At 70.5% G+C, this 26,616-nt stretch carries 24 protein-coding genes and 1 tRNA gene; 9 read left to right on the forward strand and 16 right to left on the reverse strand.

The window, feature by feature from the left end; genetic code table 11:
• Window positions 1-5 precede the first annotated feature (5 nt).
• The 4 genes from rho to lysA all read right to left on the reverse strand — a co-directional run bounded on the left by rho (window position 6) and on the right by lysA (window position 5,844).
• Entirely contained in the window at window positions 6-1,931 is a 1,926-nt protein-coding gene (gene rho, locus A4X16_RS01095) for a transcription termination factor Rho (RefSeq protein ID WP_067115114.1), read from the reverse strand.
• Window positions 1,932-2,128: 197 nt separating this feature from the next.
• Window positions 2,129-3,058: a homoserine kinase gene (thrB, locus tag A4X16_RS01100; RefSeq protein WP_067115116.1), complete on the reverse strand. Its 930-nt coding sequence runs from the start codon at window positions 3,056-3,058 to the stop codon at window positions 2,129-2,131.
• A gap of 2 nt (window positions 3,059-3,060) precedes the next feature.
• On the reverse strand, window positions 3,061-4,368 hold the full coding sequence (locus tag A4X16_RS01105; protein WP_067115118.1) for a homoserine dehydrogenase: 1,308 nt from the start codon (window positions 4,366-4,368) through the stop codon (window positions 3,061-3,063).
• Between the two features lie 57 nt (window positions 4,369-4,425).
• Window positions 4,426-5,844, reverse strand: coding sequence for a diaminopimelate decarboxylase (gene lysA / locus A4X16_RS01110; RefSeq protein WP_067115120.1), 1,419 nt, complete (start codon window positions 5,842-5,844; stop codon window positions 4,426-4,428).
• Between the two features lie 150 nt (window positions 5,845-5,994).
• On the opposite strand from lysA, the gene A4X16_RS01115 reads away from it, so the two are divergent.
• Window positions 5,995-7,062 (forward strand): YihY/virulence factor BrkB family protein, encoded by a 1,068-nt coding sequence (locus tag A4X16_RS01115; protein WP_082914190.1) that lies wholly within the window; start codon window positions 5,995-5,997, stop codon window positions 7,060-7,062.
• Window positions 7,063-7,075: 13 nt separating this feature from the next.
• On the opposite strand, the gene A4X16_RS01120 is transcribed toward A4X16_RS01115, so the two are convergent.
• Both A4X16_RS01120 and argS read right to left on the reverse strand, forming a co-directional pair.
• Complete coding sequence (locus A4X16_RS01120; RefSeq protein ID WP_067115122.1) at window positions 7,076-7,924, reverse strand: LmeA family phospholipid-binding protein; 849 nt, start codon at window positions 7,922-7,924, stop codon at window positions 7,076-7,078.
• A gap of 37 nt (window positions 7,925-7,961) precedes the next feature.
• Complete coding sequence (gene argS / locus A4X16_RS01125) at window positions 7,962-9,626, reverse strand: arginine--tRNA ligase (protein ID WP_067115124.1); 1,665 nt, start codon at window positions 9,624-9,626, stop codon at window positions 7,962-7,964.
• A gap of 70 nt (window positions 9,627-9,696) precedes the next feature.
• Between argS and A4X16_RS01130 the strand changes: the two genes are divergently transcribed.
• Together A4X16_RS01130 and A4X16_RS01135 are read left to right on the forward strand one after the other, a co-directional pair.
• On the forward strand, window positions 9,697-10,503 hold the full coding sequence (locus A4X16_RS01130; protein ID WP_067115126.1) for an SGNH/GDSL hydrolase family protein: 807 nt from the start codon (window positions 9,697-9,699) through the stop codon (window positions 10,501-10,503).
• 16 nt (window positions 10,504-10,519) lie between these two features.
• Window positions 10,520-10,592: transfer RNA gene (locus A4X16_RS01135), tRNA-Arg, on the forward strand.
• 86 nt (window positions 10,593-10,678) lie between these two features.
• On the opposite strand, the gene A4X16_RS01140 is transcribed toward A4X16_RS01135, so the two are convergent.
• From A4X16_RS01140 to A4X16_RS01160, 5 genes are all read right to left on the reverse strand, one after another.
• Window positions 10,679-12,769: a heavy metal translocating P-type ATPase gene (locus tag A4X16_RS01140; RefSeq protein WP_082914191.1), complete on the reverse strand. Its 2,091-nt coding sequence runs from the start codon at window positions 12,767-12,769 to the stop codon at window positions 10,679-10,681.
• Window positions 12,770-12,855: 86 nt separating this feature from the next.
• Window positions 12,856-13,911: an NAD(P)-dependent alcohol dehydrogenase gene (locus A4X16_RS01145; RefSeq protein WP_067115128.1), complete on the reverse strand. Its 1,056-nt coding sequence runs from the start codon at window positions 13,909-13,911 to the stop codon at window positions 12,856-12,858.
• Between the two features lie 120 nt (window positions 13,912-14,031).
• A complete protein-coding gene (locus tag A4X16_RS01150) occupies window positions 14,032-14,526 on the reverse strand; it encodes a MarR family winged helix-turn-helix transcriptional regulator (protein WP_067115130.1) in 495 nt (164 codons plus the stop codon).
• A 64-nt stretch (window positions 14,527-14,590) separates the two neighbouring features.
• Window positions 14,591-15,046 carry a MarR family winged helix-turn-helix transcriptional regulator gene (locus A4X16_RS01155; RefSeq protein WP_067115132.1) on the reverse strand — a complete coding sequence of 152 codons (456 nt, stop codon included), beginning with the start codon at window positions 15,044-15,046 and terminating at the stop codon, window positions 14,591-14,593.
• Between the two features lies 1 nt (window position 15,047).
• Window positions 15,048-16,760: an MDR family MFS transporter gene (locus tag A4X16_RS01160; protein WP_067115134.1), complete on the reverse strand. Its 1,713-nt coding sequence runs from the start codon at window positions 16,758-16,760 to the stop codon at window positions 15,048-15,050.
• Window positions 16,761-16,863: 103 nt separating this feature from the next.
• Between A4X16_RS01160 and A4X16_RS01165 the strand changes: the two genes are divergently transcribed.
• The 4 genes from A4X16_RS01165 to A4X16_RS01180 all read left to right on the forward strand — a co-directional run bounded on the left by A4X16_RS01165 (window position 16,864) and on the right by A4X16_RS01180 (window position 19,293).
• Window positions 16,864-17,256: an ester cyclase gene (locus A4X16_RS01165; protein WP_067115136.1), complete on the forward strand. Its 393-nt coding sequence runs from the start codon at window positions 16,864-16,866 to the stop codon at window positions 17,254-17,256.
• A gap of 87 nt (window positions 17,257-17,343) precedes the next feature.
• Window positions 17,344-17,805: a MarR family winged helix-turn-helix transcriptional regulator gene (locus A4X16_RS01170; RefSeq protein WP_197491738.1), complete on the forward strand. Its 462-nt coding sequence runs from the start codon at window positions 17,344-17,346 to the stop codon at window positions 17,803-17,805.
• Between the two features lie 43 nt (window positions 17,806-17,848).
• On the forward strand, window positions 17,849-18,271 hold the full coding sequence (locus tag A4X16_RS01175) for an organic hydroperoxide resistance protein (RefSeq protein ID WP_067115138.1): 423 nt from the start codon (window positions 17,849-17,851) through the stop codon (window positions 18,269-18,271).
• Window positions 18,272-18,315: 44 nt separating this feature from the next.
• Window positions 18,316-19,293 carry a zinc-binding dehydrogenase gene (locus A4X16_RS01180; protein ID WP_067115139.1) on the forward strand — a complete coding sequence of 326 codons (978 nt, stop codon included), beginning with the start codon at window positions 18,316-18,318 and terminating at the stop codon, window positions 19,291-19,293.
• Between the two features lie 266 nt (window positions 19,294-19,559).
• On the opposite strand, the gene A4X16_RS01185 is transcribed toward A4X16_RS01180, so the two are convergent.
• The 5 genes from A4X16_RS01185 to A4X16_RS01205 all read right to left on the reverse strand — a co-directional run bounded on the left by A4X16_RS01185 (window position 19,560) and on the right by A4X16_RS01205 (window position 23,645).
• The gene (locus A4X16_RS01185) at window positions 19,560-20,639 is read right to left on the reverse strand and encodes a DNA polymerase IV (protein ID WP_067115141.1); all 1,080 of its coding nucleotides are present in this window, start codon (window positions 20,637-20,639) and stop codon (window positions 19,560-19,562) included.
• A gap of 76 nt (window positions 20,640-20,715) precedes the next feature.
• The gene (locus A4X16_RS01190) at window positions 20,716-21,108 is read right to left on the reverse strand and encodes a DUF1304 domain-containing protein (protein WP_067115143.1); all 393 of its coding nucleotides are present in this window, start codon (window positions 21,106-21,108) and stop codon (window positions 20,716-20,718) included.
• Between the two features lie 39 nt (window positions 21,109-21,147).
• A complete protein-coding gene (locus A4X16_RS01195) occupies window positions 21,148-22,041 on the reverse strand; it encodes a CPBP family intramembrane glutamic endopeptidase (RefSeq protein ID WP_067115145.1) in 894 nt (297 codons plus the stop codon).
• A complete protein-coding gene (trmB, locus tag A4X16_RS01200) occupies window positions 22,038-22,763 on the reverse strand; it encodes a tRNA (guanosine(46)-N7)-methyltransferase TrmB (protein ID WP_067115146.1) in 726 nt (241 codons plus the stop codon). Before trmB ends, A4X16_RS01195 begins: the two co-directional genes overlap by 4 nt.
• Before the next feature lie 42 nt (window positions 22,764-22,805).
• Window positions 22,806-23,645: a DUF3097 domain-containing protein gene (locus A4X16_RS01205; protein ID WP_067115148.1), complete on the reverse strand. Its 840-nt coding sequence runs from the start codon at window positions 23,643-23,645 to the stop codon at window positions 22,806-22,808.
• 120 nt (window positions 23,646-23,765) lie between these two features.
• On the opposite strand from A4X16_RS01205, the gene A4X16_RS01210 reads away from it, so the two are divergent.
• Together A4X16_RS01210 and A4X16_RS01215 are read left to right on the forward strand one after the other, a co-directional pair.
• Window positions 23,766-25,802: a TPM domain-containing protein gene (locus A4X16_RS01210; protein ID WP_067115149.1), complete on the forward strand. Its 2,037-nt coding sequence runs from the start codon at window positions 23,766-23,768 to the stop codon at window positions 25,800-25,802.
• 55 nt (window positions 25,803-25,857) lie between these two features.
• Complete coding sequence (locus A4X16_RS01215) at window positions 25,858-26,601, forward strand: PspA/IM30 family protein (protein WP_067115151.1); 744 nt, start codon at window positions 25,858-25,860, stop codon at window positions 26,599-26,601.
• Window positions 26,602-26,616 lie beyond the last annotated feature (15 nt).

Consider the following 26,616-nt stretch of genomic DNA (forward strand, 5'->3'; position numbering starts at 1 on the left):
TCCGCTCAGCGGATGTTGTTGTCGTGCCCGTGGCCGCCGGCCGGCAGACCGGGGATGGCCTTCTGCATCTGCACGAGGAACTCCACGTTCGAGTGGGTCTCCTTGAGCTTGCCGAGCACCACCTCGAGAGCCTGCTGCTGATCGAGGCCGGCGAGGGCGCGACGCAGCTTCCAGGTGATCTTGACCTCGTCGGCCGAGAGCAGCATCTCCTCGCGGCGCGTGCTCGACGCGTTGACGTCGACGGCCGGGAAGATCCGCTTGTCGGCCAGCTGACGAGACAGACGCAGCTCGCTGTTGCCGGTGCCCTTGAACTCCTCGAAGATGACCTCGTCCATCTTGGAGCCGGTCTCGACGAGAGCCGTGGCGAGGATCGTGAGGGATCCGCCGTTCTCGATGTTGCGCGCTGCGCCGAAGAAGCGCTTGGGCGGGTACAGCGCCGACGCGTCGACGCCGCCGGTCAGGACGCGACCGGATGCCGGTGCGGCGAGGTTGTACGCACGACCGAGGCGCGTGATCGAGTCGAGCAGCACGACGACGTCGCGGCCGAGCTCCACCAGACGCTTGGCGCGCTCGATCGCGAGCTCGGCCACCGTCGTGTGGTCCTCCGCGGGGCGGTCGAAGGTCGAGGCGATGACCTCGCCCTTGACCGTGCGCTCCATGTCGGTGACCTCTTCGGGGCGCTCGTCCACGAGCACGACCATGAGGTGCACCTCGGGGTTGTTCTGCGCGATCGCGTTGGCGATCTGCTGCAGGACGATCGTCTTCCCGGCCTTGGGCGGTGCGACGATCAGGCCGCGCTGGCCCTTGCCGATGGGCGCGACCAGGTCGATGATGCGCTGCGTGAGCTTCTCGGGAGCCGTCTCCAGGCGCAGGCGCTCCTGCGGGTACAGCGGCGTGAGCTTGCCGAACTCGACGCGCGTGGCGGCGTCGTCGATCGACAGCCCGTTGATCGAGTCGACCTTGACCAGCGCGTTGTACTTCTGCCGGCCCTGCTGCTCGCCCTCGCGGGGCTGCTTGATCGAGCCGACGATCGCGTCGCCCTTGCGGAGGTTGTACTTCTTGACCTGACCGAGCGAGACGTAGACGTCGCTGGGCCCGGCGAGGTAGCCGGTGGTTCGCACGAAGGCGTAGTTGTCGAGCACGTCGAGGATGCCGGCGATCGGGATAAGGACGTCGTCCTCGCCGATCTCGGTGTCGAACTCGTCGGTCGGGGCTCCCCCGCGGCGCTTGTTGCGCTGACGGTTGCGGCCGTTGCCGCCCTCGTCGTCCGCCGCGGCGCTCTGCTGCTGCTGGGGCTGCTGCTGCTCGGCCTGGCCGTTGCCGTTCTGGCCCCGCCCGCGGTTGCGGCTGCGGTTGCGGCTGCGACCGCGACCGCCCTGCTCGTCGCCGCTCTCGGCCTGCTCCGACGGCGCGTCGGAGTTCTGAGCGGGCTCGGCGGCGGGTGCCTGCTCCGCCGGCTTCTCGGCCGCGGGAGCCTCCGCCTCGGCGGCGGGCTTCTTCGTCGTGCGCCGGCCACGGCCGGTCTTCTTCGGCTCCTCGGACGCGTCCGCGGACTCGGCGGCAGCGGGGGCAGGGGCAGCCGGTGCCTCCGTCGTCGGCTCGGCCGCGGGGGTCGCGTCGGCGGCAGCCGTGGGCTCGGCGTCGGCCTTCTTCGCGCGGCTGCGGCGCGGAGCCTTCGCCTTCGGCGCCTCGGCGGCGTCCGTCGCGGCAGCATCCGCCGCCGGAGCCTCGGTCGGAGCGGATGCGGAATCGGCCGCAGCCTTCTCGGCCTTCGCCGCCGCCGTCGCGGTGGTCGCCCGGCGCGGTGCGCGCTTGCGAGCGGGTGCCGTCTCGGTCGCCGCGGGCGCCGCCGCGTCGGAGCTCACGGACTTGGTCGGTGCTTCGGCTGCAGGTGCGGCCTGATCGTTCTGGGTCTCGGAGAAATTCTCCACGAGTACTCCCTCTTTGGTCTCGGAGACATGAGCGGTACACGCGCAACGGGTGCTGCGCGCGGTCGCACGGGCTGACGCTCGGCGCCAGCCAGCCTTGGCACTGCGCTGGTGTAGAGAACCGGGTTCTCAGGAAGAGCAGTGCATCAGGGGTTCACGTGCGGGTCTTGCAGAGTTGCAATGGGGCCAGATTCACGCAGTCACGTGGAGCCCTCCGCTCGGTTCCCCACTGTACCACCACGGACGTCGACCGCGAGCAGGAGCGCATCCCACGGGGTGTCGGTCGTCGCGGCGGCGAGCTCGACGGCGTCCTGGCGGCTTCCCGGTCCGTCGGCCAGGACCAGCACGCTGGGGCCCGCTCCCGACACGACCGCGGCGAATCCGGCCGCCCGCAGCGCCTGCACGAGCCGCTGGGTCTCGGGCATCGCCTCCGCCCGGTAGTCCTGGTGCAGCCGGTCGGCGGTCGCGTCGAGCAGGAGCTCGGGGCTCTGCGTGAGTGCGGCGATCAGCAGCGCCGACCGCGAGACGTTGAAGACGGCATCCGCCGTGGACACGTGCGGCGGCTGCAGCGATCGCGCCTTCGAGGTCGACATCGTGTACGACGGCACGAGCACGAGCGGCGAGACGCCGCGGTGCACCAGCAGCTTCTTGTGCTGGGGGCCCCGCTCGCCCGTCCAGGCGATGGTGAGTCCGCCGAACAGCGCGGGCGCGACGTTGTCGGGGTGACCCTCGATCTCGGTGGCGAGACGCAGCATGTCGGTGTCGCCGATCTCGACGTCGCCCGCGAGCAGCCCCTTCGCCGCGAGGATGCCGGCCGTCACCGCGGCGCCCGACGAGCCCAGGCCGCGACCGTGCGGCACGCCGTTCTCGGCGACGATCCGCAGACCGGGAACGGGGCGGTCGACATCGGCGTAGACATGGGCGATCGTGCGCACGATCAGGTTGGACGCATCGCGCGGGATGTCCTCCGCCCCTGACCCGGAGACCTCGATCTCGAGTCGCCCCGCCGGCAGCTCGGTCACCTCGAGGACGTCGTAGACGCTGAGCGCGAGTCCGAGGGTGTCGAATCCGGGGCCCAGGTTCGCGCTGGTCGCCGGGACGGTCACCTCGACCGTGCGCCCTGCCGCCATCGTCACTCGCCTTCCACGCGCAGCACCGAGACCACGCGCTCGACCACCGCGCTGTCGGCGAGGGCGCCGACGGTCGCGGAGAGCGCCTGATCGGTCGCCCGGTGCGTGCCGATGATGAGGCGCGCCGTCGGCTCGTCCTCGCCCTCGACCGTCTGGACGACGGTCGCGACGGAGACGCCGCCGTCGCTGAGGATGCCGGCGACGGTGGCGAGCACGCCCGGCGCATCCGACACCTCGAGCGTGATCTGGTAGCGGGTGGTGACGTGTCCGATCGGGACGACGGGGAGGTTCGCCCGCGTCGACTCCCCCACTCCGACACCGCCGGCGATGTGACGCCGCGCAGCCGAGACCACGTCGCCGAGCACGGCGGACGCGGTCTGCACGCCGCCGGCTCCCGCGCCGTAGAACATCAGCGAGCCTGCGGCCTCGGCCTCGACGAAGACCGCGTTGTTGGCTCCGTGCACGGAGGCGAGCGGGTGCGACTGCGGAACGAGGGCCGGGTACACGCGCACCGAGATCGACTCGGCGCCATTGGCCTCGATGCGCTCGCAGACCGCGAGGAGCTTGATGACGAAGCCCGCCGTACGCGCCTCCTCGATCATCGACGCCGTGATCGACGTGATGCCCTCGCGGTGCACCGCGTCGAGCGGCACGGCGGTGTGGAACGCGAGACTCGCGAGGATCGCCGCCTTCTGCGCGGCGTCGTAGCCCTCGACGTCGGCCGTCGGGTCGGCCTCGGCGTACCCGAGGCGCTGGGCGTCGGCGAGCACGTCGGCGAAGTCCGCCCCCTCGGTGTCCATGCGGTCGAGGATGTAGTTCGTGGTGCCGTTCACGATGCCCATGATGCGCACCACGCGATCGCCGGCGAGCGAGTCGCGCAGCGGACGGATGATGGGGATGGCTCCCGCCGCGGCCGCCTCGTAGTAGACCGATGCTCCGACGCGGTCAGCCGCTTCGAACAGCTCGGGGCCGTGCGTCGCGAGGAGCGCCTTGTTCGCGGTGACGACGTCGGCGCCCGAGCCGATCGCCTGCAGGATGTTCGTGCGGGCCGGCTCGATGCCGCCGATGAGCTCGATGACGATGTCGGATCCGAGGATGAGCGACTCCGCGTCGGTCGTGAAGAGGTCCTTCGGCAGGTCGGCGTCGCGCGGGGCGTCGAGGTCGCGCACCGCGATGCCCGCCAGCTCGAGCGAGGCGCCTGCGCGATCGGCCAGCTCGTCGCCGTGGCGCAGCAGAAGGGCTGCGACCTGGGAGCCGACCGCTCCGGCGCCCAGCAGCGCCACGCGAAGTCGTCGGTACTCAGTCGTCATTGCTTCTCCTTCGGAGGGTGGATCGGTGGTCTCGGAGACCGGCGCCGACGGCGCCGGTTACCGGGCGTGCGGCGCCTGCGCCGAGGCGTCGACCCCGGCGTCGCGCGAGAGGAGATCGGCGACCGTCTCCCCGCGGACCATGACCGTGGCCGTGCCCGCTCGCACGGCGACGATCGGCGGACGCGGCACATGGTTGTAGTTGCTGGCGAGCGACGCGCAGTAGGCGCCGGTCGCCGGCACGGCGAGCAGATCGCCCGGGGCGAGATCGCTCGGGAGGTACTCGTGATCCACGACGATGTCCCCGGACTCGCAGTGCTTGCCCACCACTCGGCTCAGCTGCGGGGCTCCCCCGCCGCGGCGCGAGGCGAGGCGGGCGGAGAACTGGGCGCCGTACAGCGCCGTCCTCGCGTTGTCGCTCATGCCGCCGTCGACGCTGACGTATCGGCGCACCGTGCCGCCGTCGAGCTCGACGTCCTTCGTGGTGCCGACCTCATACAGGGTGACCCCGGCGGTGCCGACGATCGCGCGGCCGGGTTCGAACGACAGGGCGGGGACGTCGATCCCCCGGGCGGCGCAGCCCTCTGCCACCGCCGCGACGATCTCCCCCGCGAGGGTCTCGATCGGCGTGGGGTCGTCTGCGCTGGTGTACGCGATGCCGAAGCCGCCGCCCAGATTGAGCATCGGGACAGGGCCATCCTCGAGCAGCGCCGCATGGAGGTCGAGCACGCGGGAGGCGGACTCGCGGAATCCGGCGACGCCGAAGATCTGCGATCCGATGTGGCAGTGGAGGCCGGCGAAGTCCAGACCGGGGAGCTCTCGGATGCGGGCGACGGCCTGCTGCGCCTCGGGCAGGGGGAATCCGAACTTCTGATCCTCGTGCGCGGTGGCGAGGAAATCATGGGTCTCGGCGTGCACGCCGCTGATCACGCGCACCAGCACGCGCTGGGTGGTGCCGGTCCGCGCCGTGATCGCGGCCAGGCGCTCGATCTCGATCGCGCTGTCGACGATGATGGAGCCGACCCCGACCTCGACGGCGCGCTCGAGCTCGGGGACCGACTTGTTGTTGCCGTGGAACCCGAGGGATGCCGGGGCGACGCCGGCCGCCAGCGCGACCTCGAGCTCGCCGCCGGTGCACACGTCGACGCGCAGCCCCTCGTCCACGACCCAGCGGGCGACCGTCGTGCTCAGGAAGGCCTTGCCGGCGTAGTAGACCTGAGCCGTCGTGCCGTGCTCTGCCGTCGCGGCGTCGAAGGCCGAGCGGAACGCGCGCGCACGGGCCCGGACCTCGTCCTCGTCGAGCACGAGAAGGGGTGTGCCGAACGAGCGCGCGAGCTCCGGAGCGGGGATGCCGGCGAGGACCAGTGCGCCGTCCCGGTCGCGCTCCGCCGATGCGGGCCAGACGGCGGACGGGAGGTCGTTCGCGTCCTCGGGGACGACGAGCCACTCCGGGGCCAGTGAGTCGGCAGGAGGAAGCACGGAACACCAATCGTGGGAGGGGCGCGCCGCGGTTCGGGCACGGCGAGGTCGCCCCCGATTCTAGGGCACGCGCCATTCCGCATCCGTCATGGTGACGCCCGGCGTCAAGCCCCTGTGCCGGGACGCCCTGGCCTCATAGGGTGAGCGGTGATGAGCGACGACACGACGACTGACACGACGACTTCCGAACCGAAGCGCCCCGGTCTGATCCAGCGCGTGAGCAGCGCGGCGATCCGATGGGCCCTCATGCGGCGCCCCGTCCGCGCCTTCCTCCTGTACAGCGAGCGGCGCGGCGCGATGCTCGCCGACAGCGTCACCTATCGGGCGCTGTTCAGCGTGTTCGCCGCGGTGCTGCTCGGCTTCTCCATCGCCGCGCTCTGGCTCGCCGGGAACCCCGACGCCTGGCGCGCGATCATCGCCGCCGTGCAGTCGGTGGTACCGGGCCTGATCGGCGAGGGAGGCGTGATCGATCCCGACGATCTGCGGGTGCCGGTGTCGCTGTCGATCGCGGGCGCGGTCTCGTCCGTCGCCCTCGCCGGCTCCGCCCTCGCCGCGGTCGGCTCGCTGCGTACCGCGGTGCGCGTCATCTCCGGCACCGCGCAGGACGACATCCTGTGGATCTGGGTGCTGCTGCGGAACCTCCTTCTCGCCGTCGGCGTCGCCGTCCTCTTCGTGGCCGCCGCGGCCGTCACCTTCATCGGCCGCATCGGCATCACGTGGGTCGCCGGGCTCATCGGCATCGAGGACGATTCGCCGCTCGCCGCCTGGGGCATCCGGATCGTGTCGCTGATCGTCGTGCTCGCGCTCGACACCGTCCTGATCGCCGGGGTCTTCCGCCTGCTCTCCGGCGTCGACGCCGCCGCCCGGTCGCTGTGGATCGGCGCACTGATCGGCGGAGCGGGTCTGCTCGTGCTGCAGGAGCTGTCGGGTCTGTTCGTGGGCGGCGCGACCAGCAACCCGCTGCTGGCTTCGTTCGCCTCGCTGCTGGCTCTCCTGATCTGGCTCAACCTGTCGACGCAGGTCATCCTCATCGCGTGCGCGTACATCGTCACCTCGGAGGAGGAGAGGCACGATCGCGTGCACGCCCGGTTCGGGGCGACGACGTTCGAGCAGCGACGAGTGCAGCGTGCCGAGGCCGAGGTCGCGCTCGCCACCGCCACCCTGCGGACGGCGCAGAAGGCCGAGCGCGAGTCGCGCGGCGCACCGGCCGGAGACTGAGCAGCGCCCGGGGCTACGGGCACACGCCCTTCTCGAGCAGGCTCTCGTCGGTGGCGATGCGCCCGTCGACGTCGACGTCGATCACCGCTTCGCTCCCGTCCACCGCGAGTCCGGTGAGGAGGATCCCCGCGGGCAGCTGATCGGCGATGCAGATGCGCTGCGTCTCGGTGAGGCGCTCGCCGAGGTTGCCCAGGGATGCCCCGACCTGGTCGGCGTCGACCTCGAGCCCGCCGATCGTCAGACCGACGGGCGTGAGCTCCAGATCGCCCTCCGCGATGCCGGGCGTCACGGTGAGCGACACGGGGATCGCGATCCCGAGCACCGTGACCGACCCAGCGACCGTGGCATTCGGCGTCTCGAGAGTGACCGTCTCGATCGGCAGATCGGTGCCGTCGAGAAGCGCCGTGAACTGCGACTCGTCGATCCGGATCGTCCCCGATGCGCCGCCGAGGTCGCCGCCGCGCAGCGGCACGCCCGTCGCCGTCACGTCCGCCGCTCCGGTGATGCCCTCGAGCGTCACGGAGTCGGTGGTCAGGTGCAGACGGTCGAGGCTGCCGCCCAGCAGCTGCGGGATCAGGATGCCGTCGGCCGTGACCTCGAGCTCCTGATCGGCGGGGAGATCGAGCTGCTCGATCACGATCGAGCGGACGATCCCCGGCAGGACGGCCCGAGCGACGAGCTCCGCGGCGACCGCGAGCAGCGCGAGGACCACGACGACGATGAGCAGCACCCATGGCCACCGGCGTCGCCGGCGCGGTCGGCCGACCTCGGCATCCGCGCCGTTCCCCTCGCCCGGGATGACGAGCGTCGGATGCTCGGAATCCGCAGCGGGGTACGGGAGGGTGCGGTTGTCGTCGCTCATGGTGCCATCCTGCCGCACCCGGAGGCGGCGGCGCGGCTCACATGCGCTCGGGCGCGGACACTCCCAGCAGGTCGAGGCCGTTGCGGAACACCTGTCCGGCCGCGTCGTTCAGCCACAGTCGCGTGCGGTGCACGCTCTCGATCGGACCGTCGCCCAGCGGGATCACGCGGCAGTTGTCGTACCAGCGGTGGTACAGCCCGGCGAGCTCCTCGAGATAGCGCGCGACGCGGTGCGGCTCGCGCACCTCGGCCGCGAACGCGACGACGCGCGGGAACTCCTGCAGCGCGCCGAGGAGCGCGGCCTCGGTCTCGTGCGTGAGCGTCTCGGGCGCGAACTCCGAGCGATCGACGCCCGAATCGGCGGCGTTGCGCGCCACGTTGTGGGTGCGGGCGTGCGCGTACTGCACGTAGAACACGGGGTTGTCGTTCGTGCGCTTCTGCAGGAGCTCGGGGTCGAGCGCCAGGGGCGAGTCCGCCGGCGATCGCTCGAGCGAGTACCGGAGGGCATCCGTGCCGAGCCACTCGCGCAGATCGTCCATCTCGATGATGTTGCCCGCGCGCTTGCTCAGTCGAGCACCGCCGACCGAGACCAGCTGGCCGATCAGCACCTCGACGTTCTTCTCCGGGTCCTCCCCCGCGGCGCCCGCGATCGCCTTCAGGCGGTGCACGTAGCCGTGGTGGTCGGCGCCCAGGAGGTAGAGCTTGTACTCGAAGCCGCGGTCGCCCTTGTTCAGGTAGTACGCGGCATCCGCGGCGAAGTAGGTGTACTCGCCGTTCGAGCGGCGGATCACGCGATCCTTGTCGTCGCCGAAGTCGGTGGTGCGCACCCACACCGCGCCCTCGTCGTCGAACACGTGGCCCTGTTCGCGGAGGCGGTCGACCGCCTGGTCCACGACGCTGACTCCGTCGTCGTTCCTGGCGTGCAGCACGCGCTCGGAGAACCAGACGTCGAACTCGACGTTGAACTTCGCCAGCGACTGCTTCTGCTCGTCGAGCTGGAACTCGTAGGCGAGCTCACGGGTCACCAGCAGCTGCTCGTCCGCAGGCAGGTCGAGGAGATCGGGTCGGGCTGCGAGGACGCGGACGGCGAGATCGCCGATGTAGCTGCCCGCGTAGCCGCCCTCCGGAGTCGGCTCGCCCGTGGCGGCGGCGAGCACGGAGCGCGCGAAGCGCTCCATCTGCACTCCGGCGTCGTTGATGTAGTACTCCCGGGCGACATTCGCTCCGGATGCCGCGAGCACGCGTGCGATCGCGTCGCCGAGAGCAGCCCACCGCGTGTGCCCGATGTGCAGTGGACCGGTCGGGTTCGCGCTCACGAACTCGATGTTGATGCTGCGGCCGGCCTGCGTCTCGTTCTGCCCGTAGCTCGCACCGGCGTCGACGATCACCTTCGCGAGCGCACCGGCGGCCGCCGCGTCGAGACGGATGTTGATGAATCCGGGGCCGGCGACCTCGGCGCTCTGGACGCCCTCGACCTGCGCCAGACCGTCGACGATCTGCTGGGCGAGCTCACGGGGGTTCGTGGCCAGCTGCTTGGCCACCCGCATCGCGACGTTCGAGGCCCAATCGCCGTGATCGCGGTTGCGCGGGCGCTCCAGCACGATGTCGGTCGCGGTCAGCGCGAGCGGTTCGCCGGGACGTCGTTCCTCGGCGATCGGTGCGAGGACGGCGAGGAGGGCTTCGGCGAGCGTTTCAGGGTTCATAGGCCTCCCAGTTTACGGCGCGTCACCGGCCGGAATTTGCGGGGGCGGATTCGTGATCTACAGTCATGCCATGACGCCCGCCTCCACCCGCCGCCGCCTGCCCCTGGCAGGGGTCTCGATCGCCGTCGTCCTGGCGTTCGCAGCGGTGGTCCTCGGGGTCTGGCGTCCCTGGGTCTCGGCGCCGTCGTCCGCCCCGGCGGGAGCCGCCGCGTCGGGTGAGTCCGTCGCCGCCGTCGCGCCCGCTCCGCTGATCCTCCCCGAGCACCCGACCGTGCTCGTCTTCGGCGACTCCTGGACGTACGGGTCGGCGGCCACCGAACCCACCCAGGGATACGCCTACGTGCTCGCGGATCTGCTCGACGGCGAGACCATCGTGAACGGCGTGCGCGGCAGCGGGTACCTCAAGCCCGGCCTCGACGGCCCGGCCTTCGGAGAGCGGATCGCCGCCCTCGACCCCGCCCTCGCCCCGGACCTGATCGTCATGCAGGGGTCGATCAACGACCGCGAGCAGGGAGTCGCCGGGTACCGGGACGCCGTGAACGCCGCCTGGGACGCCCTGTCGGCGACCTATCCCGATGCGACCATCGTGGTCCTCGGACCCGCGCCGCACGAGCTCCCGGTCGGAGCAGGCACCGCGCGCATCGACACGGACCTGCGCGAGCTCGCGGGTGCGCGCGGCTGGTGGTACATCTCCCCCATCGCCGACGAGTGGATCACGACCCAGAACTACCTGTCGGTCATCGACGTCGAGGTCGGGCGCAAGCACCCCTCGACCGACGGGCACCGCTACCTCGCCGAGAGGCTCGCGGCAGCCCTGGGCGAGCTCGGCGACGCGCCCGTGACGGAGGCCGGGTCGGAGACCGCCCCCGAGCAGTGATATCGTCGTTCGGTACGCCTCCGTAGCTCAGTGGATAGAGCGCCGGTTTCCGGTACCGTAGGTCGCAGGTTCGACTCCTGTCGGGGGCACATACAGCATTCGAAAGACCCCGCCCGTCCGGGCGGGGTCTTCGTCGTTCACCGGGTGCAGAGCATCGCCCCCGCCGCCCGTCGGTTCACCGTGAAGAAGCCCTCGATCCGGCGACGACGGCGTCCGGGGCGAGGTTCAACCGGCGCAGCAGCTGCGCGTTGAGGGCCACGACGATGGTCGACAGCGACATCAGCACCGCACCGACCGACATCGGCAGCACGAACCCGAGCGGCGCGAGGACACCGGCGGCGAGCGGGACGGACAGGAGGTTGTAGCCGGCCGCCCACCACAGGTTCTGCGTCATCTTCCGATAGCTTGCCCGGGACAGCTCGATGACCGACAGCACGGACCGAGGGTCATCGCTGGCGAGGATCACTCCGGCCGAGGCGATCGCGACATCGGTTCCCGCGCCGATGGCGATCCCGACGTCGGCCTGCGCCAGCGCGGGTGCGTCGTTGACGCCGTCGCCGACCATCGCGACCTTCCGCCCCTCGGACTGCAGCTCCTTCACCGTCGACGCTTTGTGCTCGGGGCGGACCCCGGCGAAGAACCGGTCGATGCCGAGTTCCGACGCCACGGATGCGGCGACGGCCTCGGCGTCGCCGGTGATCATGACGACCTGCACGTCCCGGTCGCGAAGGGCGCGGACGGCCTCTCGGGACTCGCCCCGTATCGCGTCCGCGAGCCGCAGCGCACCCGCGACCGTGCCGTCGACGAGGACGTGGAGGATGATGGCGCCCTCCTGGCGCCATCCTTCGGCCACGCTCAGCTCGGCAGCCTGCTCCTGCTCCAGCAGGTGCGGGCCGCCGACCTCCACCGTGCGCCCGTCCACCTCGGCGCGGACGCCGACTGCCGGCGACGACGCGAATCCGCGGGAGGTCAGGAGGGTGAGATGTCTCTCCTTCGCGGTGGCGACGATGGCGCGGCCGAGGGGGTGCTCCGAATCCGACTCGGCTGATGCCGCGAGAACCAGCACCTCGTCGGCGGACAGGTCTCCCGCGGGCTCGACGGCGGTGACGGCAGGCGTGCCCGTGGTGAGCGTGCCGGTCTTGTCGAAGAGCACGGTGTCCACGGAGCGCATGCTCTCCAGCGCGAGGCGATCCTTCACCAGGACGCCGGCGCGAGCGGCGCGCTCCGTCGCGATCGACACCACCAGCGGGATGGCGAGGCCCAGTGCGTGCGGGCAGGCGATGACGAGGACGGTGATGGTGCGGATCACCGCCTGATCCGGCAGACCGAGCAGCGTCCATACGACGGCGGTGATCACTCCGGCACCCAGCGCGAACCAGAACAGCCAGCCCGCTGCGCGGTCGGCGAGGCGCTGTGCGCGCGACGACGAGTTCTGCGCGTCCGCGACGAGCCTCCGGATGCCGGCGAGCGCGGTGTCCTGCCCGACGGCGGTGACCTCCACTCGCACGCCCGAGTCCGTGGCGACCGTGCCGGCGATGACCTGATCGCCGGCGGCACGACGCACCGGCCGCGACTCCCCCGTGATCATCGACTCGTCGAGGCTCGCCGAGCCCTGGACGATCCGCCCGTCTGCAGGAACCCTGCCACCGGGGCGGATGACGACCACGTCACCCACCCGCAGATCCGCCGGTGCGACCGTGACCGTCTCCGCGCCGTCGATCTTCTCCGCCTCGTCGGGCAGCAGGGCCGCGAGCGAATCCAGCGCCGACGTGGTCTGCGCGAGCGAGCGCATCTCGATCCAGTGGCCGAGCAGCATGATGACGATGAGGAGCGCCAGCTCCCACCAGAAGTCCAGCTCGTGGTGCAGGAGTCCGAGGCTCGCTCCCCACGACGCGACGAACGCCACCGTGATGGCGAGCGCGATGAGCAGCATCATGCCGGGCGCGCGCACGCGGAGCTCGCTCACCGCGCCGGTCAGGAACGGCGCCCCGCCCCAGACGAACATGACGGTGCCGAGGACCGGCGACATCCACATGACCCACGTCGCCGCGGGCAGCGGGTAGCCGAGCAGCATCGAGAACATCGGAGAGAAGGCGACCACCGGGACGGCGAGCGCGAGCATGATCCAGAAGAGCCGCCGGAACTGTCCGACGTGGTCGCCGTGGGTGGCGTGGCCGCCGTGGGCGGTGTGGTCGCCGTGGGAGGCGTGGGCGCCGGGAGAAGCGTGGCCGCTGTGGCCATCGGAATCGCTGTGAAGTCCGCTCATGCCACGACTATACCCCTGGGGGGTATAGTCGTGGCATCATCTCCTGGTCTTGCTCGGGTCGATGGTGACGGTGCCGGAGCGAGCGGTCATGATGCCTCGCCCCGGAAGGTCTCCGCGTCGATGACGAAACGGTAGCGGACGTCGCTGGAGAGCACGCGCTCGTAGGCGTCGTTGATCTGCGCGGCGGAGATCAGCTCAGTCTCGGGGGCGATACCGTGCTCGGCGCAGAAGTCGAGCATCTCCTGCGTCTCGGCGATGGAGCCGATGCCCGATCCGGCGAACGAGCGCCGGTTGCCGAAGAGCGTGAAGACTGTGATGGGCAGCGGCTCGGCCGGCGCGCCGACGTTGACCATGGTGCCGTCGAGGCGGAGCAGCGCGAGGTAGTCGTCCAGCGGGAGCGGAGCGCTCACCGTGTTGAGGATGAGGTCGAAGTGGTTCGCGAGCTTCTCGAAGGTCGAGGCGTCCGAGGTGGCGTAGTGGTGAGAGGCGCCGAAGGCGCGTGCATCCGCCTCCTTGTCGAGAGTCCGAGAGAGCACCGTGACCTCGGCTCCCATCGCCGCGGCGATCTTCACCGCCACGTGGCCGAGTCCGCCCATGCCGACGACCGCGACGCGCTTGCCGGGACCGGCGTTCCAGTGCGACAGGGGCGAATAGGTCGTGATCCCTGCGCACAGCAGGGGCGCGGCGGCCTCGTACGGGATGTTCTCCGGGACCTTCAGGACGAAGTCGGCATCGACGACGATGTGCGTCGAGTACCCGCCCTGAGTGATGGTGCCGTCGCGGTCGACGGATGCGTAGGTCTGGGTGTTGCCCTTCAGGCAATAGTTCTCCATGCCGGCGAGGCAGTTCTCGCACTCACGGCACGAGTTCACCATGCATCCGACGCCGACGCGGTCGCCGATGGCGTGGGTCGCGACGTCGGCGCCGATCTCGACGACCTCGCCGACGATCTCGTGCCCGACGACCTGCGGGTAGGCGATGGGCCCCCAGTCGCCACGGACCGTGTGGATGTCGGAGTGGCAGATCCCGGCGTACCGGATCGCGATGAGGACGTCGTTCGGGCCGACCTCGCGGCGCTCGATCGTGGTCCGGACGAGCGGCTCGGAGGCGGACGGAGCGGCGTATGCGGAGACGGTGGTCATGCATCGACGGTACGTCCGCCGCGACGGTCCCTGGCAGTCCCTGGTGAGACAGGGACTGGCAGGGCCTCCCACCGGCGGAGTCGCCGCGAGCGCGGCGAGCGGCCGAGACGACGCCGCCCGTCACTCCCCCGACGTCGTCGGCGCATCGCCCCCCAGCGAGGCGAGCAGCGCCGTGAAGTGGTCGAGGTCGGCGGCTGTCCAGCGCCGCAGCCGGTCGCCGATGCGCTCCTCATAGCGGGCGCGGGCGAGGGCGATGCGCTCCTGCGCGAGAGCCGTGGCCACGAGGACCCGCGCGCGGCGGTCTTCCGGGTCGTGCACGCTCTCGACGAGGCCGAGCTGCTCGAGCTGACGCACCTGACGGCTCACCGCCGACTTGTCGGTCTGGAGTCGCTCGATGATCGCTCCGGCCGAGGTGGCCCTGCCGGAGGCGATCGATGTGAGCACCTGGTACCCGAGGGGCTGCAGGTCGGGGTGCACCGTCACCGCGGCCTCGCGCCAGCTCACCCGGATCCGGGCGAAGAGGCGTCCGAGCTCCTGCTCGACCCGGGTGACGGCCTCGTCCAGCTCGGAGATCGGGGCGTCGGGGTCGACACGGTCGTCGGGCACGGCGCTCATACCCGCCAGCTTACGGCGACGCCCCGCCGTCGATCACGACAGCGGGGCGTCGGGCGGGTCACGATCAGACCTCGGCGAGGAGCCGGAAGGCCTTCGACGCCGCACTGACCTCGTCGGGGGTCAGCTCGCCGATGACGGCGCGCAGGCGCGTCGCATGCTCACGACGAAGCTCGACGAGCGCCTCGGACGCCGCAGGCATGGCCGACAGCACGCGAAGCCGTCCGTCGCGCTCATCGGGGCGCGACTCGATCAGACCCAGGTCCTCCAGCATCCGCACCTGTCGGCTCACCATCGACTTGTCCATCTCGAATCGCTCGGCCAGCTCGTGCGCGTTGGCGGTGCCGGCGCGGTCGATGAAGGTGAGCAGCTTGTAGCCGCCGACCGTGAGGTCGGGGTGCACGCGCACGGCCGACTCCCTCCAGAGCGACCTCGTCCTTGCGAAGATGAGGTTGAGGTGCGCCTGGAGGTCGCCGAGGGCGGTGTCGACGTCCTGCGACACGGCCGCGTCCGAGGCGATCATGTCAGCGCCCCTGCTCCCGGTCCTCGCGCTCGAGGACGGTGACGGAGCCCGTGGTCGGCGTCGACGAGTCGACGCCGGCGATGCGGATGGTGCCGGTGGACATCGTGGCCCCGACCTCCGCCTCCGAGACCTCGAGCACCGACTCCTCCGCCTGGTCGCGCAGCTGCTCCGCGGCGTTCTTCGTCGAGAGCGGCTTGTTGCGGATGAACGCGATCGCGATGATCGAGATCACGGCGAGCGGGATGGCGATGATGAAGGCGTCGGCGATGCCGTGTCCGTACGCGCTCTCGACGATCGTGCGGATCGTGTCGGGCAGCTGCGTCACCTTCGGCACGTCGCCAGAGGCGAGGTGCTTCAGCGCGTCGACCTCGTCGGGCGTCGTCGGCGTGAAGCCATCGAGCGCATCGGTCATGTAGTTCGCGACGCTCGTCGAGAGCAGCGATCCCATGATCGTGACGCCGATGGTGCCCGCGATCGTACGGAAGAAGTTCACGTTCGACGACGCCGCGCCCAGCTGCTGCGGGGCCGTGTCGTTCTGGACGATGAGCGTGAGGTTCTGCATCACCATGCCGAGACCCGCGCCGAGCACGAACATGTAGACGGCGACGAGACCGAAGGGGGTGTCGTAGCGGAGAGTCGCCATGAGGCTGACCCCGACCGTCGCGAGGACGGAGCCGGTCAGCATCCAGCCCTTCCACTTGCCGAACCGGCTGACGAGCTGGCCGATGACGATCGATGCGCCCATCTGGCCGATGATCATCGGGATCGTCATGAGACCCGACTCGGTGGGCGTGGCACCGCGCGCGAGCTGGAAGTACTGGGCGAGGAACACCGACGTGGCGAACATCGAGACGCCGATCGCGATGGAGGCGATGACCGACAGCGTGAAGGTGCGGTTGCGGAACAGCGACATCGGGACGATCGGCTCGGTCACGAAGAACTCGACCGTGATGAACGCGGCGATCGCGACCGCGGCGATGACCGCGAGGATGATGCTCGTCGACGAGTCCCAGTCGAACTGGCTGCCGCCCATCGACACCCAGATGAGGAGGGTCGACACGCCGACCGCGAGCAGGACGATCCCGAAGTAGTCGATCGAGACCTTGCGGTCGCGCTGCGGCTTGGGCAGGTGGAGCGTGAACTGCAGCAGGACCAGCGCCAGGAGGGCGAACGGCACGCCGACGAAGAAGTTCGAGCGCCATCCCCACACGTCGGTGAGGAGTCCGCCGAGCAGCGGGCCGCCGATGGTGCCGAGGGCCATGATGCCGCCGACGACGCCCATGTACTTGCCCCGCTCGCGCGGAGAGATGATCAGCGCGACGGCGATCATCACGAGCGACATCAGTCCGCCGACGCCGATGCCCTGGATGACACGGACGGCGATGAGCATGTTGGTGTCGGTGGAGAACCCGGCGATCACCGTGCCGGCGGTGAAGAGGATGAGGGAGATCTGCACGAGGATCTTGCGGTCGACGAGGTCGGCCAGCTTGCCCCAGATCGGGGTGGAGACGGCGGTCGCGAGGAGGCTCGCGGTGATGACCCAGGTGTACTGGGACTGCGTGCCGCCGAGGTCGGCGATGATGACCGGCATCGAGGTCGACACCACGGTGCCCGAGAGCACGGCGACGAACATGCCGACGACGAGTCCGGAGATCGCGGTGAAGACCTCGCGGGCCGAGCGGGTCTCGGCGGAAGAGGATGGGGTTGTTGTCACGGGGTGAACGCTCCTGCGTACTAGTTGATTTCGATCAACTATACGCCGATGGTTGCCAAAGCACAACTATTGAGCCCCGCGGTCAGTGCGAGAGGATGACACTGTGGAGCCGTGGGAGATGCGCGAGTGGTACGCGGAGTTCCTCGACGCCTGCAATCGTCACGACCTGACGGCCGTGCGCGAGTTCGTGGCTCCCGGCGTGCGCCGCGCACATCTGCCGGGGGGCGTCGAGTCCTGGATCTCCGATCTCGCGGAGCTGTTCCATGCCTTCCCGGACTGGCAGTGGAAGCGCATCCAGCTCGTCGTCGAGGACGACCGACTCGCCGCACACCTCCGAGGCGGCGGTAGGCACCTCGGCGATCTCCGCGGGACTCCCCCCACCCGGCGCCGGGTCAACATCGCGGAATTCTCGATGTACCGCGTCGAACGCGGCCTGATCACCGAGCACACGAGCTCGGACTCCGATCCGCTGATCCGCGCTCAGCTCGGAATCTGAGCCGCGCGCCCCCTGTTCGCCGAGCGACCGAGGGCGACCTGCACACGATAGATTGTGCACAATACAATCGCGTGCAATACTCGATGCATGGCCGTGACCGATGAGATGGTGTGCTTCTCGCTGTACTCCGCCGCCCGTGCGACCACGCAGGCCTATCGCTCGCTGCTCGCGCCCTGGGGACTCACGTACCCGCAGTACCTCGTCCTCGCGATCCTGTGGCATGAGGGAGAGCAGACGATCGGCTCTCTCGGCGACGCGATGCAGCTGGATTCCGGCACGCTCTCCCCGCTGGTACGCCGCATCGAGCAGGCAGGGTACGTGCGCAGAACGCGAAGCCCCCACGATGAGCGGGTGGTCCTCGTGCAGCTCACGGAGGCGGGTCATGCGCTGCGAGCCGAGGTCGCGCCGATGCAGGCGCGCGTGGCCGAGCTCGCCGGCGTGCAGGACGACGCCCGCCGGCATCGCCTGATCAGCGAGCTGCACGGGCTCACGGAACTGCTGCAGCGGGTCGCGACCGACTCCCCGGCGGAGACCCGCGCCGACCACTGACGTCGACCGACGTCTGCCCCACCACAACGGAAGGATCCACACGATGGACGCTCTCTACACCGCAGAAGCACTCGCGACCGGCGCAGGACGCGACGGACGCGTCGCCACGAGCGAGGGACGGCTCGAGCTCGACCTCGCCGTCCCGAAGGAGCTCGGCGGCAGCGGCGACGGGGCGAACCCCGAGCAGCTGTTCGCCGCCGGATACGCGGCCTGCTTCCACTCCGCGCTGCAGACCGTCGCGCGGTCGCAGAAGGTGAAGCTCACCGACACCTCGGTCGGCGCCCGCGTGCAGATCGGCTCGAACGGCGACGGCGGCTTCGGCCTCGCCGTGGAGCTCGAGGTGGTCATCCCCGAGCTTCCGCACGAGCAGGCGCAGGCTCTCGCGGACGCCGCGCACCAGGTCTGCCCCTATTCGAACGCCACGCGCGGCAACATCGACGTCCGGATCACCGTCTCCGACGACTGACCCGCCCCGACCATCGCACCCGATCCCACAAGGAGAACACGACCATGCGCGCACTGATCCACGACACGTTCGGCGAACCCGAAGACGTCCTCCACCTCGACGAGCGTCCCCTGCCCGAGCCCGGCCCCGGCCAGGTCCGGCTCAAGATCGTCCTGTCGCCGATCCACAATCACGACCTCTGGACGATCCGCGGCACGTACGGCTTCAAGCCCGAGCTCCCCGCCGCATCCGGCACCGAGGCTCTCGGCGTCGTCGACGCCCTGGGAGAGGGCGTCGAGGGGCTGACGATCGGTCAGCGCGTGGCGACGGGAGGCACGTTCGGAGCGTGGGCCGAGTACGTGGTCGCGACGGCTGCGGGGCTCATCCCGGTGCCCGAGTCGCTGAACGACGAGAGCGCCGCACAGCTCGTGTCCATGCCGTTCAGCACGATCAGCCTGCTCGAGTTCCTCGGCGCGAAGGAGGGCGACTGGATCGTCCAGAATGCGGCGAACGGCGCTGTCGGGCGGATGCTGGCGCAGATGGGCGCCGCACGCGGCGTGAACGTGCTCGGTCTCGTCCGTCGCTCCGAGGGCGTGGACGAGCTCCGCGAGCAGGGCATCGATCGCGTCGTCACGACGGATGACGAGGGGTGGCGCGAGCGCGTCGCCGAGATCACCGGCGGCGCACATGTGGCCTTCGGAGTCGACTCGGTCGGCGGAGCGTCGTCGGGCGAGGTGCTGTCCCTGCTCGGCGAGGGCGGGACCCTCGTGGCGTTCGGCGCGATGTCGTCGCCCACGATGGAGATCGCCTCGGGAGACGTGATCTTCTCGCAGGCCACGATCAAGGGATTCTGGGGCAGCAAGGTCATCCAGACGATGGACGCCGCGACCCGAAGCGCGCTCTTCGGCGAGCTCATCCAGCGCGTGACCGACGGCACCCTGACCCTTCCCGTCGCCGGGGTGTTCGACGCCGCGGAGGCCGCGGACGCGGTGCGGGCGAGCAACACGGCCGGCCGGGTGGGCAAGGTCCTCCTGTCCTTCTGAGCCTGCTCGGGTCCGGCCCCCGGGGCCGGACCCGAGTTGCGCGACGCGGACCGAGCGCGGCCAGCCGGCCGTTCTGCCGGTGGAACGCCTTCTCCAACCCGCTGGCCTCGACGCGAAGAGGGTCGAGACGGTGGACCCCGGCCACGGCACGCGGATGCGGTGAGCACTCGTCTCCGGACTCGGCGTCCCGGGAGCGGTCATCGAGGTCAGCGCGATCGCTGCGGTCATCCGCGACTGATCCGCGCTCGCGAGGCCGCGGAGCCGCTTCAGATCCGCCCGCGCATCGGCGTGCGTTCCACGGGATCGGGCGCGCCCTCCGGGGGCACCATCTCGGCGCGCACACCGAGCAGTCGTACCTCTCTCGACCGGTCGAGCGTGGCCCCGAGCGCGAGCGCCGCATCGATCACCTCGCCCCGCTCCGCGGTCGGCGCGAGCAGCTTACGGCCGAACGTCTTCGTCTCGAACGGCGCGTACCGCACCTTGAGGTGCACGCGCATCACCGGCCGTCCTTCCGCGGCGCAGTCGTCGAAGGCCGCTCCGGCGAGCTCCCTCAGCGCGTCGTCCACCTGCCCAGCCGTCGTGAGGTTCTGCTGGTAGGTCGTCTCCCTGCTGTGGCTGCGCGCGACCCAGGGCGTGGCATCCACGACCGCCGGACCCCGCCCGGATCCCAGCCCGTGATACCAGACACCCATCTTCGGTCCGAACTCGGCGACGAGCGCCGACTCCTCGGCATCGGCCAGTTCCCTGACCGTGTGGATGCCATGTGTCGCGAGTCTCTTCTGCACCTTCGGCCCGACGCCCCACAGGTCTCTGGTGGGCTTCTCCCCCATGACGGCGAACCAGTTCTCTGCCGTCAGTCGGAAGACGCCGCGGGGTTTGCCGAACTCGGTGGCGATCTTCGCCCGCACCTTGTTGTCGCCGATGCCGACCGAGCAGTGCAGTCCCGTCGCCGCGAGCACGGCGGCACGAGCGCGCTCCGCGACCCCCTCGGGGTCGTCGGTGGCGGTGCCCAGGAAGCACTCGTCCCACCCGATGACCTCGAGGACCACCCCGGGCAGCGCACGCAGGGCCGCCATGACCTCGGCGGACGCCTGCTCGTAGGCGGCGTGGTCGACCGGGAGGAAGACCGCGTCCTCGGGAGCCTTTCGCGCGGCGATCTTCAGGGGCATGCCGGAGCCGATGCCGAAGGCGCGGGCCTCGTACGACGCTGTGGAGACGACCGCCCGCTCCGTCGGATCGCCGCGCCCGCCGACGATGACGGGCCTGCCGATCAGCTCGGGGCGACGCAGCACCTCGACGGCCGCGATGAACTGGTCCATGTCGACGTGCAGCACCCACTCGGCCATGCGTCGAGTGTGCTCCGTCGACGGGCGACGACGCCACCCCCTTGCACGGAGAGGCGCCGGAAGTCGACGGTATCCGTCAGCCGATCGCGACCCCGATCGCGGTCGCGATCACCGCGAGCAGGGGCAGCGTGCCCTGCATCAGCGCGGCCCGCGCCTTCGAGCGGTCCGACAGGATGAGCACGAGCGCGGCGGCCAGCATCATCCCGGTCCCCGCGAAGACGAGCGTGAGCCCGACCGTCTGCAGGCCGACGATGACGAACCCGACGCCGAGCAGAGCCGTCAGCGCGAGGAAGAGGTTGTAGAAGCCCTGGTTGAACGCGAGCTGCTTCATGGTGACGGCATCGGCTTCGCTCGGAACGCCGAAGATCCTCCTCGTCTCGGGCTCGGTCCATCGGAGCGACTCCAGCGCGAAGATGAAGACGTGGAAGGCGGCGGCGGCGGCGGCGAGGACGAGTCCGACGATGAGCATGTGTCGATCGTAGCGATCGAGCGGCGTCGGACGGCGAGCTCAGAGCAGGAAGATGGGGAGCAGGCCCGGATTGTGCGCGTGGACCAGCACGGCGAAGACGACCGCGTCGAAGAGCAGGTGCACGGTGACGACGTAGGCGAGCGAATGCGTGCGGAAGAAGATGGATCCCTGCAGGAGCGCGAAGGGGATCGTGAGCAGCGGACCCCATTCCCGATAGCCCAGCTCCCACAGGAACGACACGAAGACGACCGCCTGGAGGACGTTCGCCGTCGCGTCGGGAAAGTGCCTGCGGAGCAGGGCGAACACGGTGCAGATGAAGAAGAGCTCGTCCCAGATGCCGACCGCGCCGACACCCACGAAGAGACGCGCGATGAGGTCGGGAGTGTCGACCACCGGCCAGTTCTGGTAGACGCCGCTCGTGATGAAGTAGAACGGGAGGATCAGCCAGCCGAGCACGAGCACGGCGACCAGCCACCCCCACTGCAGCGGGCCCCAGCGCCGACGGGTCCGCCACGGGAAGCCGATCGCCCGATCCTTGAAGACGAAGCGGGAGACGAGGTACGGCACGGCGACGGCGCCGCCGAGCACGATCGTGAAGCGCAGCATCGCGAGGTCATCGAGCTCCGCCTTCAAGGGGATCACGCTGACGATGAGCATGCCCAGTGCGATGAGCGCGAGGTCGCGCGTGAGCGAGGGCGCGCGACTCTCGCCGACGGCCTCCGGTGAAGGCCCATGTGGGGCGACGCGCACGGCCTCGAGTGCGGGACGTGCCGCCCGACGCTCCAGGGCCCACGCGACGACGACGCCGACCGCGAGCAGCACCCACCCCAGCCAGGGGGTCTCCAGCACGAAGAACGCCGGGGCGGCCGCGCACACCAGCACGGCCGGCAGGAGCTCGATGCGCAGTGCGGTGGTGCGGCCGAGGTCGGTCACCTGCGGGCCCTCCGCCGGTAGGCGAGATCGCGGATGTCGCGCCCCTTCGCGATCCCCTTGCGCTCGAACGCGGTCATGACGCGACCGTCGAACCGCTCGGCCCAGTCGCCGTCGAACGCCCGCTCGAACAGCGGATCCTCGTCGAGGACCTCCCGCATCTGCAGGGCGTAGTCCTCCCAGTCCGTGGCCAGGCGCAGGATGCCCCCGTCACGCAGCGCGCGCGCGGCTGTCGCACCGAATCCGTCCCGCACGAGCCGCCGCTTCGTGTGCTTCTTCTTGTGCCAGGGATCGGGGAAGAAGATCCAGACCTCGGCGGCCGCCGCCTCGGGCAGGTACGAGGCGAGGACCTCGGGGGCGTTCGCCTCCACGACCCGGAGATTGCGCGCGCCCTCGCGATCGGCGTCGAGCATGGTCCGGGCGAGTCCCGCCCGGAAGACCTCGACGGCGAGGAAGTCGTCGTCCGGACGCGACGACGCGGCAGCGACGATGGCGTGCCCCTGTCCTGATCCGATCTCGACGTACAGGTCCGCGTCGCGGCCGTACTCGTCGACCGGGTGGAGCCTCGCCTCGGGGTGCACGGACGTCCAGGCGACGTCGCGGGGCACATCCAGGAGATAGTGCGGGCCGAGCTCGTCGAACGCGCGCTCCTGTGCATCGGACATCCGGCCGCTGCGGCGCACGAAGGACACCGGCTCGTCACGGAAGGTGCGGGGTTCGGGCATGCTTCCAGGGTAGTCGGCGAGTGTCGGCGGCCCGACCGCGGTTCAGGACGCGGGGGCGGTGACGAAGTCGATCAGCTCTTCGACCCGACCCAGCAGGGCAGGCTCCAGGTCGCGGTACGTGTGCACCTTCGACAGGATGTGCTGCCACGCCCTCGCCGTGTCGGCCTGGGTCTCGTGCGGCCACCCGAATGCCCGGCAGATGCCCGTCTTCCAGTCGATCCCGCGCGGGATCTCCGGCCACTTCGCGATCCCCAGCGCGCGAGGCGTCACGCACTGCCAGACGTCCACGAACGGGTGTCCGACGATCCGGACGTGCCGGCCGTGCGGTCCGCGGGCGACGGCCTCCGCGATGCGGGTCTCCTTCGAGCCCGCGACCAGGTGATCGACGAGCACGCCGTAGCGTCGGGTCGCGCTCGGGGGCTCCGCGGCGAGAAGCTCGTCGAGGAGATCGACGCCCTGGAGGAACTCCACGACCACGCCCTCGACACGGAGGTCCGCTCCCCACACCTTCTCGACGAGCTCCGCGTCGTGCTTCCCCTCGACGAGGATGCGGCTGGGGAGCGCCACGCGCGCACGCTGGTCGCCGACCGCGAACGATCCGGATGCCGTGCGCCGCGGTCCCTGCGCCTTCGCCGCCGGGGCTGTGAGACGGACCGGGGCTCCGTCGATCAGGAAGCCGCCGCCGAGGGGGAAGAGCCGTGTGCGTCCCCGTCGATCCTCGAGCGCCACGGTGCCGCCCTGCACTCCGGTCACCGCGCCGCAGTAGCCGTCGTCGGCGACCTCCACGACGAGATCGAGCTCCGCGGGCACCTGCGGAACCGGCTTCGCCGCGCGCTCTCGCCAGCCCGCGGCGAGCACATCCGATCCGTACCTGTCGTCCATGCCTTCCAGCGTATGTGTCTCCGCTCAGGGCGAACGGCGATCGGGGCGCCGAAGCTGTCGCGTGTCGGACTCTGTGCATAGACTCGTGCCATGGGGCGGCTGTCTGTCAGAGGTACGACGATGAAGACTCGGTGGCTCGCGCTGGCCGCCGTCACGGCGGCTGCGATCGGAGCGCTGGCCGCGTCGCCCGCCTTCGCCACCGATCCCGTCACGCTCGATCCCGGGTACGTGACCGACGATGTCGGAGCGCTCAGCGCCGCGGAGAAGGATGCCGTCGAGACGCGACTGCAGACCCTCACCGAGAACTCCTCGGCCGATCTGTTCGTGGTGCTCGTCGACGAGTTCACGTCCCCCTCGGACAACGTCGGCTGGGCCGACACCGTGGCCGAGGACAACAACCTGGGTCCTGAGCAGTATCTGCTGGCGATCGCGGTCGACGGCCGCAGCTACTACATCTCGGCCGCCGCGGGCGGACCGCTCAGCGACGGGAAGCTCGACGATGTCGAGGAGAAGATCCAGCCGCTCCTCGCTCAGGAGGACTGGGACGGCGCGATCCTGCTCGCCGCCGACGAGATCCAGGGCGACGGCGGCGCAGGGGCGATCCGGGCGACTCTCATCGTCGTCGGCATCGTCGCAGCCGGTCTCCTCGTCTGGCTCGCGGTCGCGCTGATCCGACGCTCCCGCCGGGCCGCCGAGGTCCGGCGTCGCGGCGCCATGCCGGAGACCCCCGATCCGAACGATCCCTTCTCGACTCTCACCGACGCGCAGGTGCAGACGCAGGCGGGTGCGGCGCTCGTGCAGGCCGACGACGCGATCACCTCGAGTCGCGAGGAGCTCGGCTTCGCCGTCGCCCAGTTCGGCGAAGCGGCCACCGCCGAGTTCAGCGGTGCGATCGAGACGGCCACGGCGAAGATGTCCGAGGCCTTCGATCTGAAGCAGAAGCTCGACGACGAGGTCGAGGATTCCGTGTTCGACCGCCGTGCCTGGCACATCCGCATCATCGGTCTGTGCGACGAGATCGACGACGTCCTCGACGACAACACCGAGGCCTTCGACGCCCTGCGCAAGCTCCAGGAGAACGCGCCGCAGGAGCTCGAGCGGGTGCGCGCCGAGCGACAGGCCCTGGAGCCGCTCCTCGCCGGTGCCGCGCAGCAGCTCGCCGCGCTCTCCGGGGCGTACGATCAGGCGGCGCTCGCCACCGTCTCGGACAACCCGGCTCAGGCCGAGGAGCGAGCCGCGCTGGCCGACCGCGCGATCGGGGCGGCGGCGCAGGCCGTCACCGCAGGACGCTCGGGCGAGGCGGCTTTCGCGATCCGCACGGCCGAGCAGTCCGTGGCGCAGGCCACTCAGCTCATCCACGCCATCGGCACGCTCGGCCAGGAGCTCGCCGCGATCGAGGCGCAGGCTCAGGCGCTGATCGCCGAGCTGCAGACCGATCTGGTCACCGCGCAGCAGCTTCCCGACAGCGGAGGGACCATCGCCGCCGCGGCGAGCGTCACCGCGCAGCAGCTGCAGCGGGCGCAGGCGAACCTCGCCGGCTCCGCCCGGAGCCCGCAGCTGGTGCTCGAGGCGCTCACCGCGGCGAACACGCAGATCGACAGCGCCATCGCGCAGGGCACCGCGGCCGTCGAGCGCGCACGGCGGACGCAGCAGATGCTCGAGCAGACGCTGTCGCAGGCCGGCTCCGAGATCCGCGCGGCGCGCGAGTTCATCGAGACGCGCCGCGGCACGGTGGGCTCGACGGCCCGCACGCGGCTGTCGCAGGCCGAGTCGACGTTGACGCAGGCGCTGGATCTCCGCACGTCGAATCCAGACGCCGCCCTCGCCGACGCGGGTCGCGCCCTCGATCTCGCCCGACAGGCCACGGCGTCGGCGAAGGCCGATGTGACCGCCATGAGCCCGAGCCGCTACGAGAACGACGGCTGGGGCGGCGGCGGCATCTTCGGCGGCAGCTCGTCCGGATCCGGACTCGGCGGCGACATCCTCGGCGGCATCATCGGCGGACTCCTGTCCGGCGGCGGAGGCGGCGGCGGTTCGTCCCGCAGCAGCAGCTGGCGCTCGAGCGGCGGCGGCGGGTTCCGCAGCTCGGGATTCGGCGGAGGCGGTGGCGGCCGCTCGAGCGGTCGCAGCGGCCGCTCCGGAGGAGGACGCTTCTGACCCGCCTCGCGATCGCTCACAGACCTCGACTACGACCCTCTGAAAGGAACAACGCATGACCAAGCAGTCCATCTTCGGACGTATCTCGACCCTCGTCCGCGCGAACATCAACTCCCTTCTGGACTCTGCGGAAGACCCGCAGAAGATGATCGACCAGCTCGTCCGCGACTACACGAACAGCATCTCCGACGCCGAGTCCGCGATCGCCGAGACCATCGGCAACCTTCGTCTGCTCGAGCGCGACCACGAGGAAGACGTCCAGGCGGCGACCGAATGGGGCAACAAGGCTCTCGCGGCGAGCCGCAAGGCCGACGAGATGCGCGGCAGCGGCAACGCCGCGGATGCCGACAAGTTCGACAGCCTCGCCAAGATCGCGCTGCAGCGCCAGATCAGCGCCGAGCGCGAGGCGACCGGCGCCGAGCCGCAGATCGCGGCGCAGACCGAGATCGTCGACAAGCTCAAGTCCGGCCTGAACGGCATGAAGGACAAGCTGGGCGAGCTGAAGAACAAGCGCAGCGAGCTCCTCGCCCGCGCCAAGGTGGCCGAGGCGCAGACCAAGGTGCAGGACGCGGTGTCGTCGATCAACGTCCTCGACCCGACCAGCGAGCTGGGCCGCTTCGAGGACAAGGTCCGTCGCCAGGAGGCGCTCGCTCAGGGCAAGGCCGAGCTCGCGGCGTCGAGCCTCGACGCGCAGTTCGAGAGCCTCGAGGACCTCGGCGAGCTCACCGAGGTCGAGGCGCGCCTCGCCGAGCTCAAGGCCGGGGGCTCCGCGCCGCGTCAGGCGATCGAAGGCTCCTGATCCACCCGCGGATGC

Source organism: Microbacterium sp. H83 (assembly GCF_001650405.1).
Classification (GTDB): Bacteria; Actinomycetota; Actinomycetes; order Actinomycetales; family Microbacteriaceae; genus Microbacterium.

Coding starts and splice junctions, on each gene's coding strand:
- thrB (WP_067115116.1), bottom strand. CDS start 3,058: ATGGCGGCAGGGCGCACGGTCGAGGTGACCGTCCCGGCGACCAGCGCG.
- A4X16_RS01105 (WP_067115118.1), bottom strand. CDS start 4,368: ATGACGACTGAGTACCGACGACTTCGCGTGGCGCTGCTGGGCGCCGGA.
- A4X16_RS01115 (WP_082914190.1), top strand. CDS start 5,995: ATGAGCGACGACACGACGACTGACACGACGACTTCCGAACCGAAGCGC.
- A4X16_RS01120 (WP_067115122.1), bottom strand. CDS start 7,924: ATGAGCGACGACAACCGCACCCTCCCGTACCCCGCTGCGGATTCCGAG.
- argS (WP_067115124.1), bottom strand. CDS start 9,626: ATGAACCCTGAAACGCTCGCCGAAGCCCTCCTCGCCGTCCTCGCACCG.
- A4X16_RS01130 (WP_067115126.1), top strand. CDS start 9,697: ATGACGCCCGCCTCCACCCGCCGCCGCCTGCCCCTGGCAGGGGTCTCG.
- A4X16_RS01140 (WP_082914191.1), bottom strand. CDS start 12,769: ATGAGCGGACTTCACAGCGATTCCGATGGCCACAGCGGCCACGCTTCT.
- A4X16_RS01145 (WP_067115128.1), bottom strand. CDS start 13,911: ATGACCACCGTCTCCGCATACGCCGCTCCGTCCGCCTCCGAGCCGCTC.
- A4X16_RS01150 (WP_067115130.1), bottom strand. CDS start 14,526: ATGAGCGCCGTGCCCGACGACCGTGTCGACCCCGACGCCCCGATCTCC.
- A4X16_RS01155 (WP_067115132.1), bottom strand. CDS start 15,046: ATGATCGCCTCGGACGCGGCCGTGTCGCAGGACGTCGACACCGCCCTC.
- A4X16_RS01170 (WP_197491738.1), top strand. CDS start 17,344: ATGGCCGTGACCGATGAGATGGTGTGCTTCTCGCTGTACTCCGCCGCC.
- A4X16_RS01175 (WP_067115138.1), top strand. CDS start 17,849: ATGGACGCTCTCTACACCGCAGAAGCACTCGCGACCGGCGCAGGACGC.
- A4X16_RS01180 (WP_067115139.1), top strand. CDS start 18,316: ATGCGCGCACTGATCCACGACACGTTCGGCGAACCCGAAGACGTCCTC.
- A4X16_RS01185 (WP_067115141.1), bottom strand. CDS start 20,639: ATGGCCGAGTGGGTGCTGCACGTCGACATGGACCAGTTCATCGCGGCC.
- A4X16_RS01190 (WP_067115143.1), bottom strand. CDS start 21,108: ATGCTCATCGTCGGACTCGTCCTCGCCGCCGCCGCCGCCGCCTTCCAC.
- trmB (WP_067115146.1), bottom strand. CDS start 22,763: ATGCCCGAACCCCGCACCTTCCGTGACGAGCCGGTGTCCTTCGTGCGC.
- A4X16_RS01205 (WP_067115148.1), bottom strand. CDS start 23,645: ATGGACGACAGGTACGGATCGGATGTGCTCGCCGCGGGCTGGCGAGAG.
- A4X16_RS01210 (WP_067115149.1), top strand. CDS start 23,766: ATGAAGACTCGGTGGCTCGCGCTGGCCGCCGTCACGGCGGCTGCGATC.
- A4X16_RS01215 (WP_067115151.1), top strand. CDS start 25,858: ATGACCAAGCAGTCCATCTTCGGACGTATCTCGACCCTCGTCCGCGCG.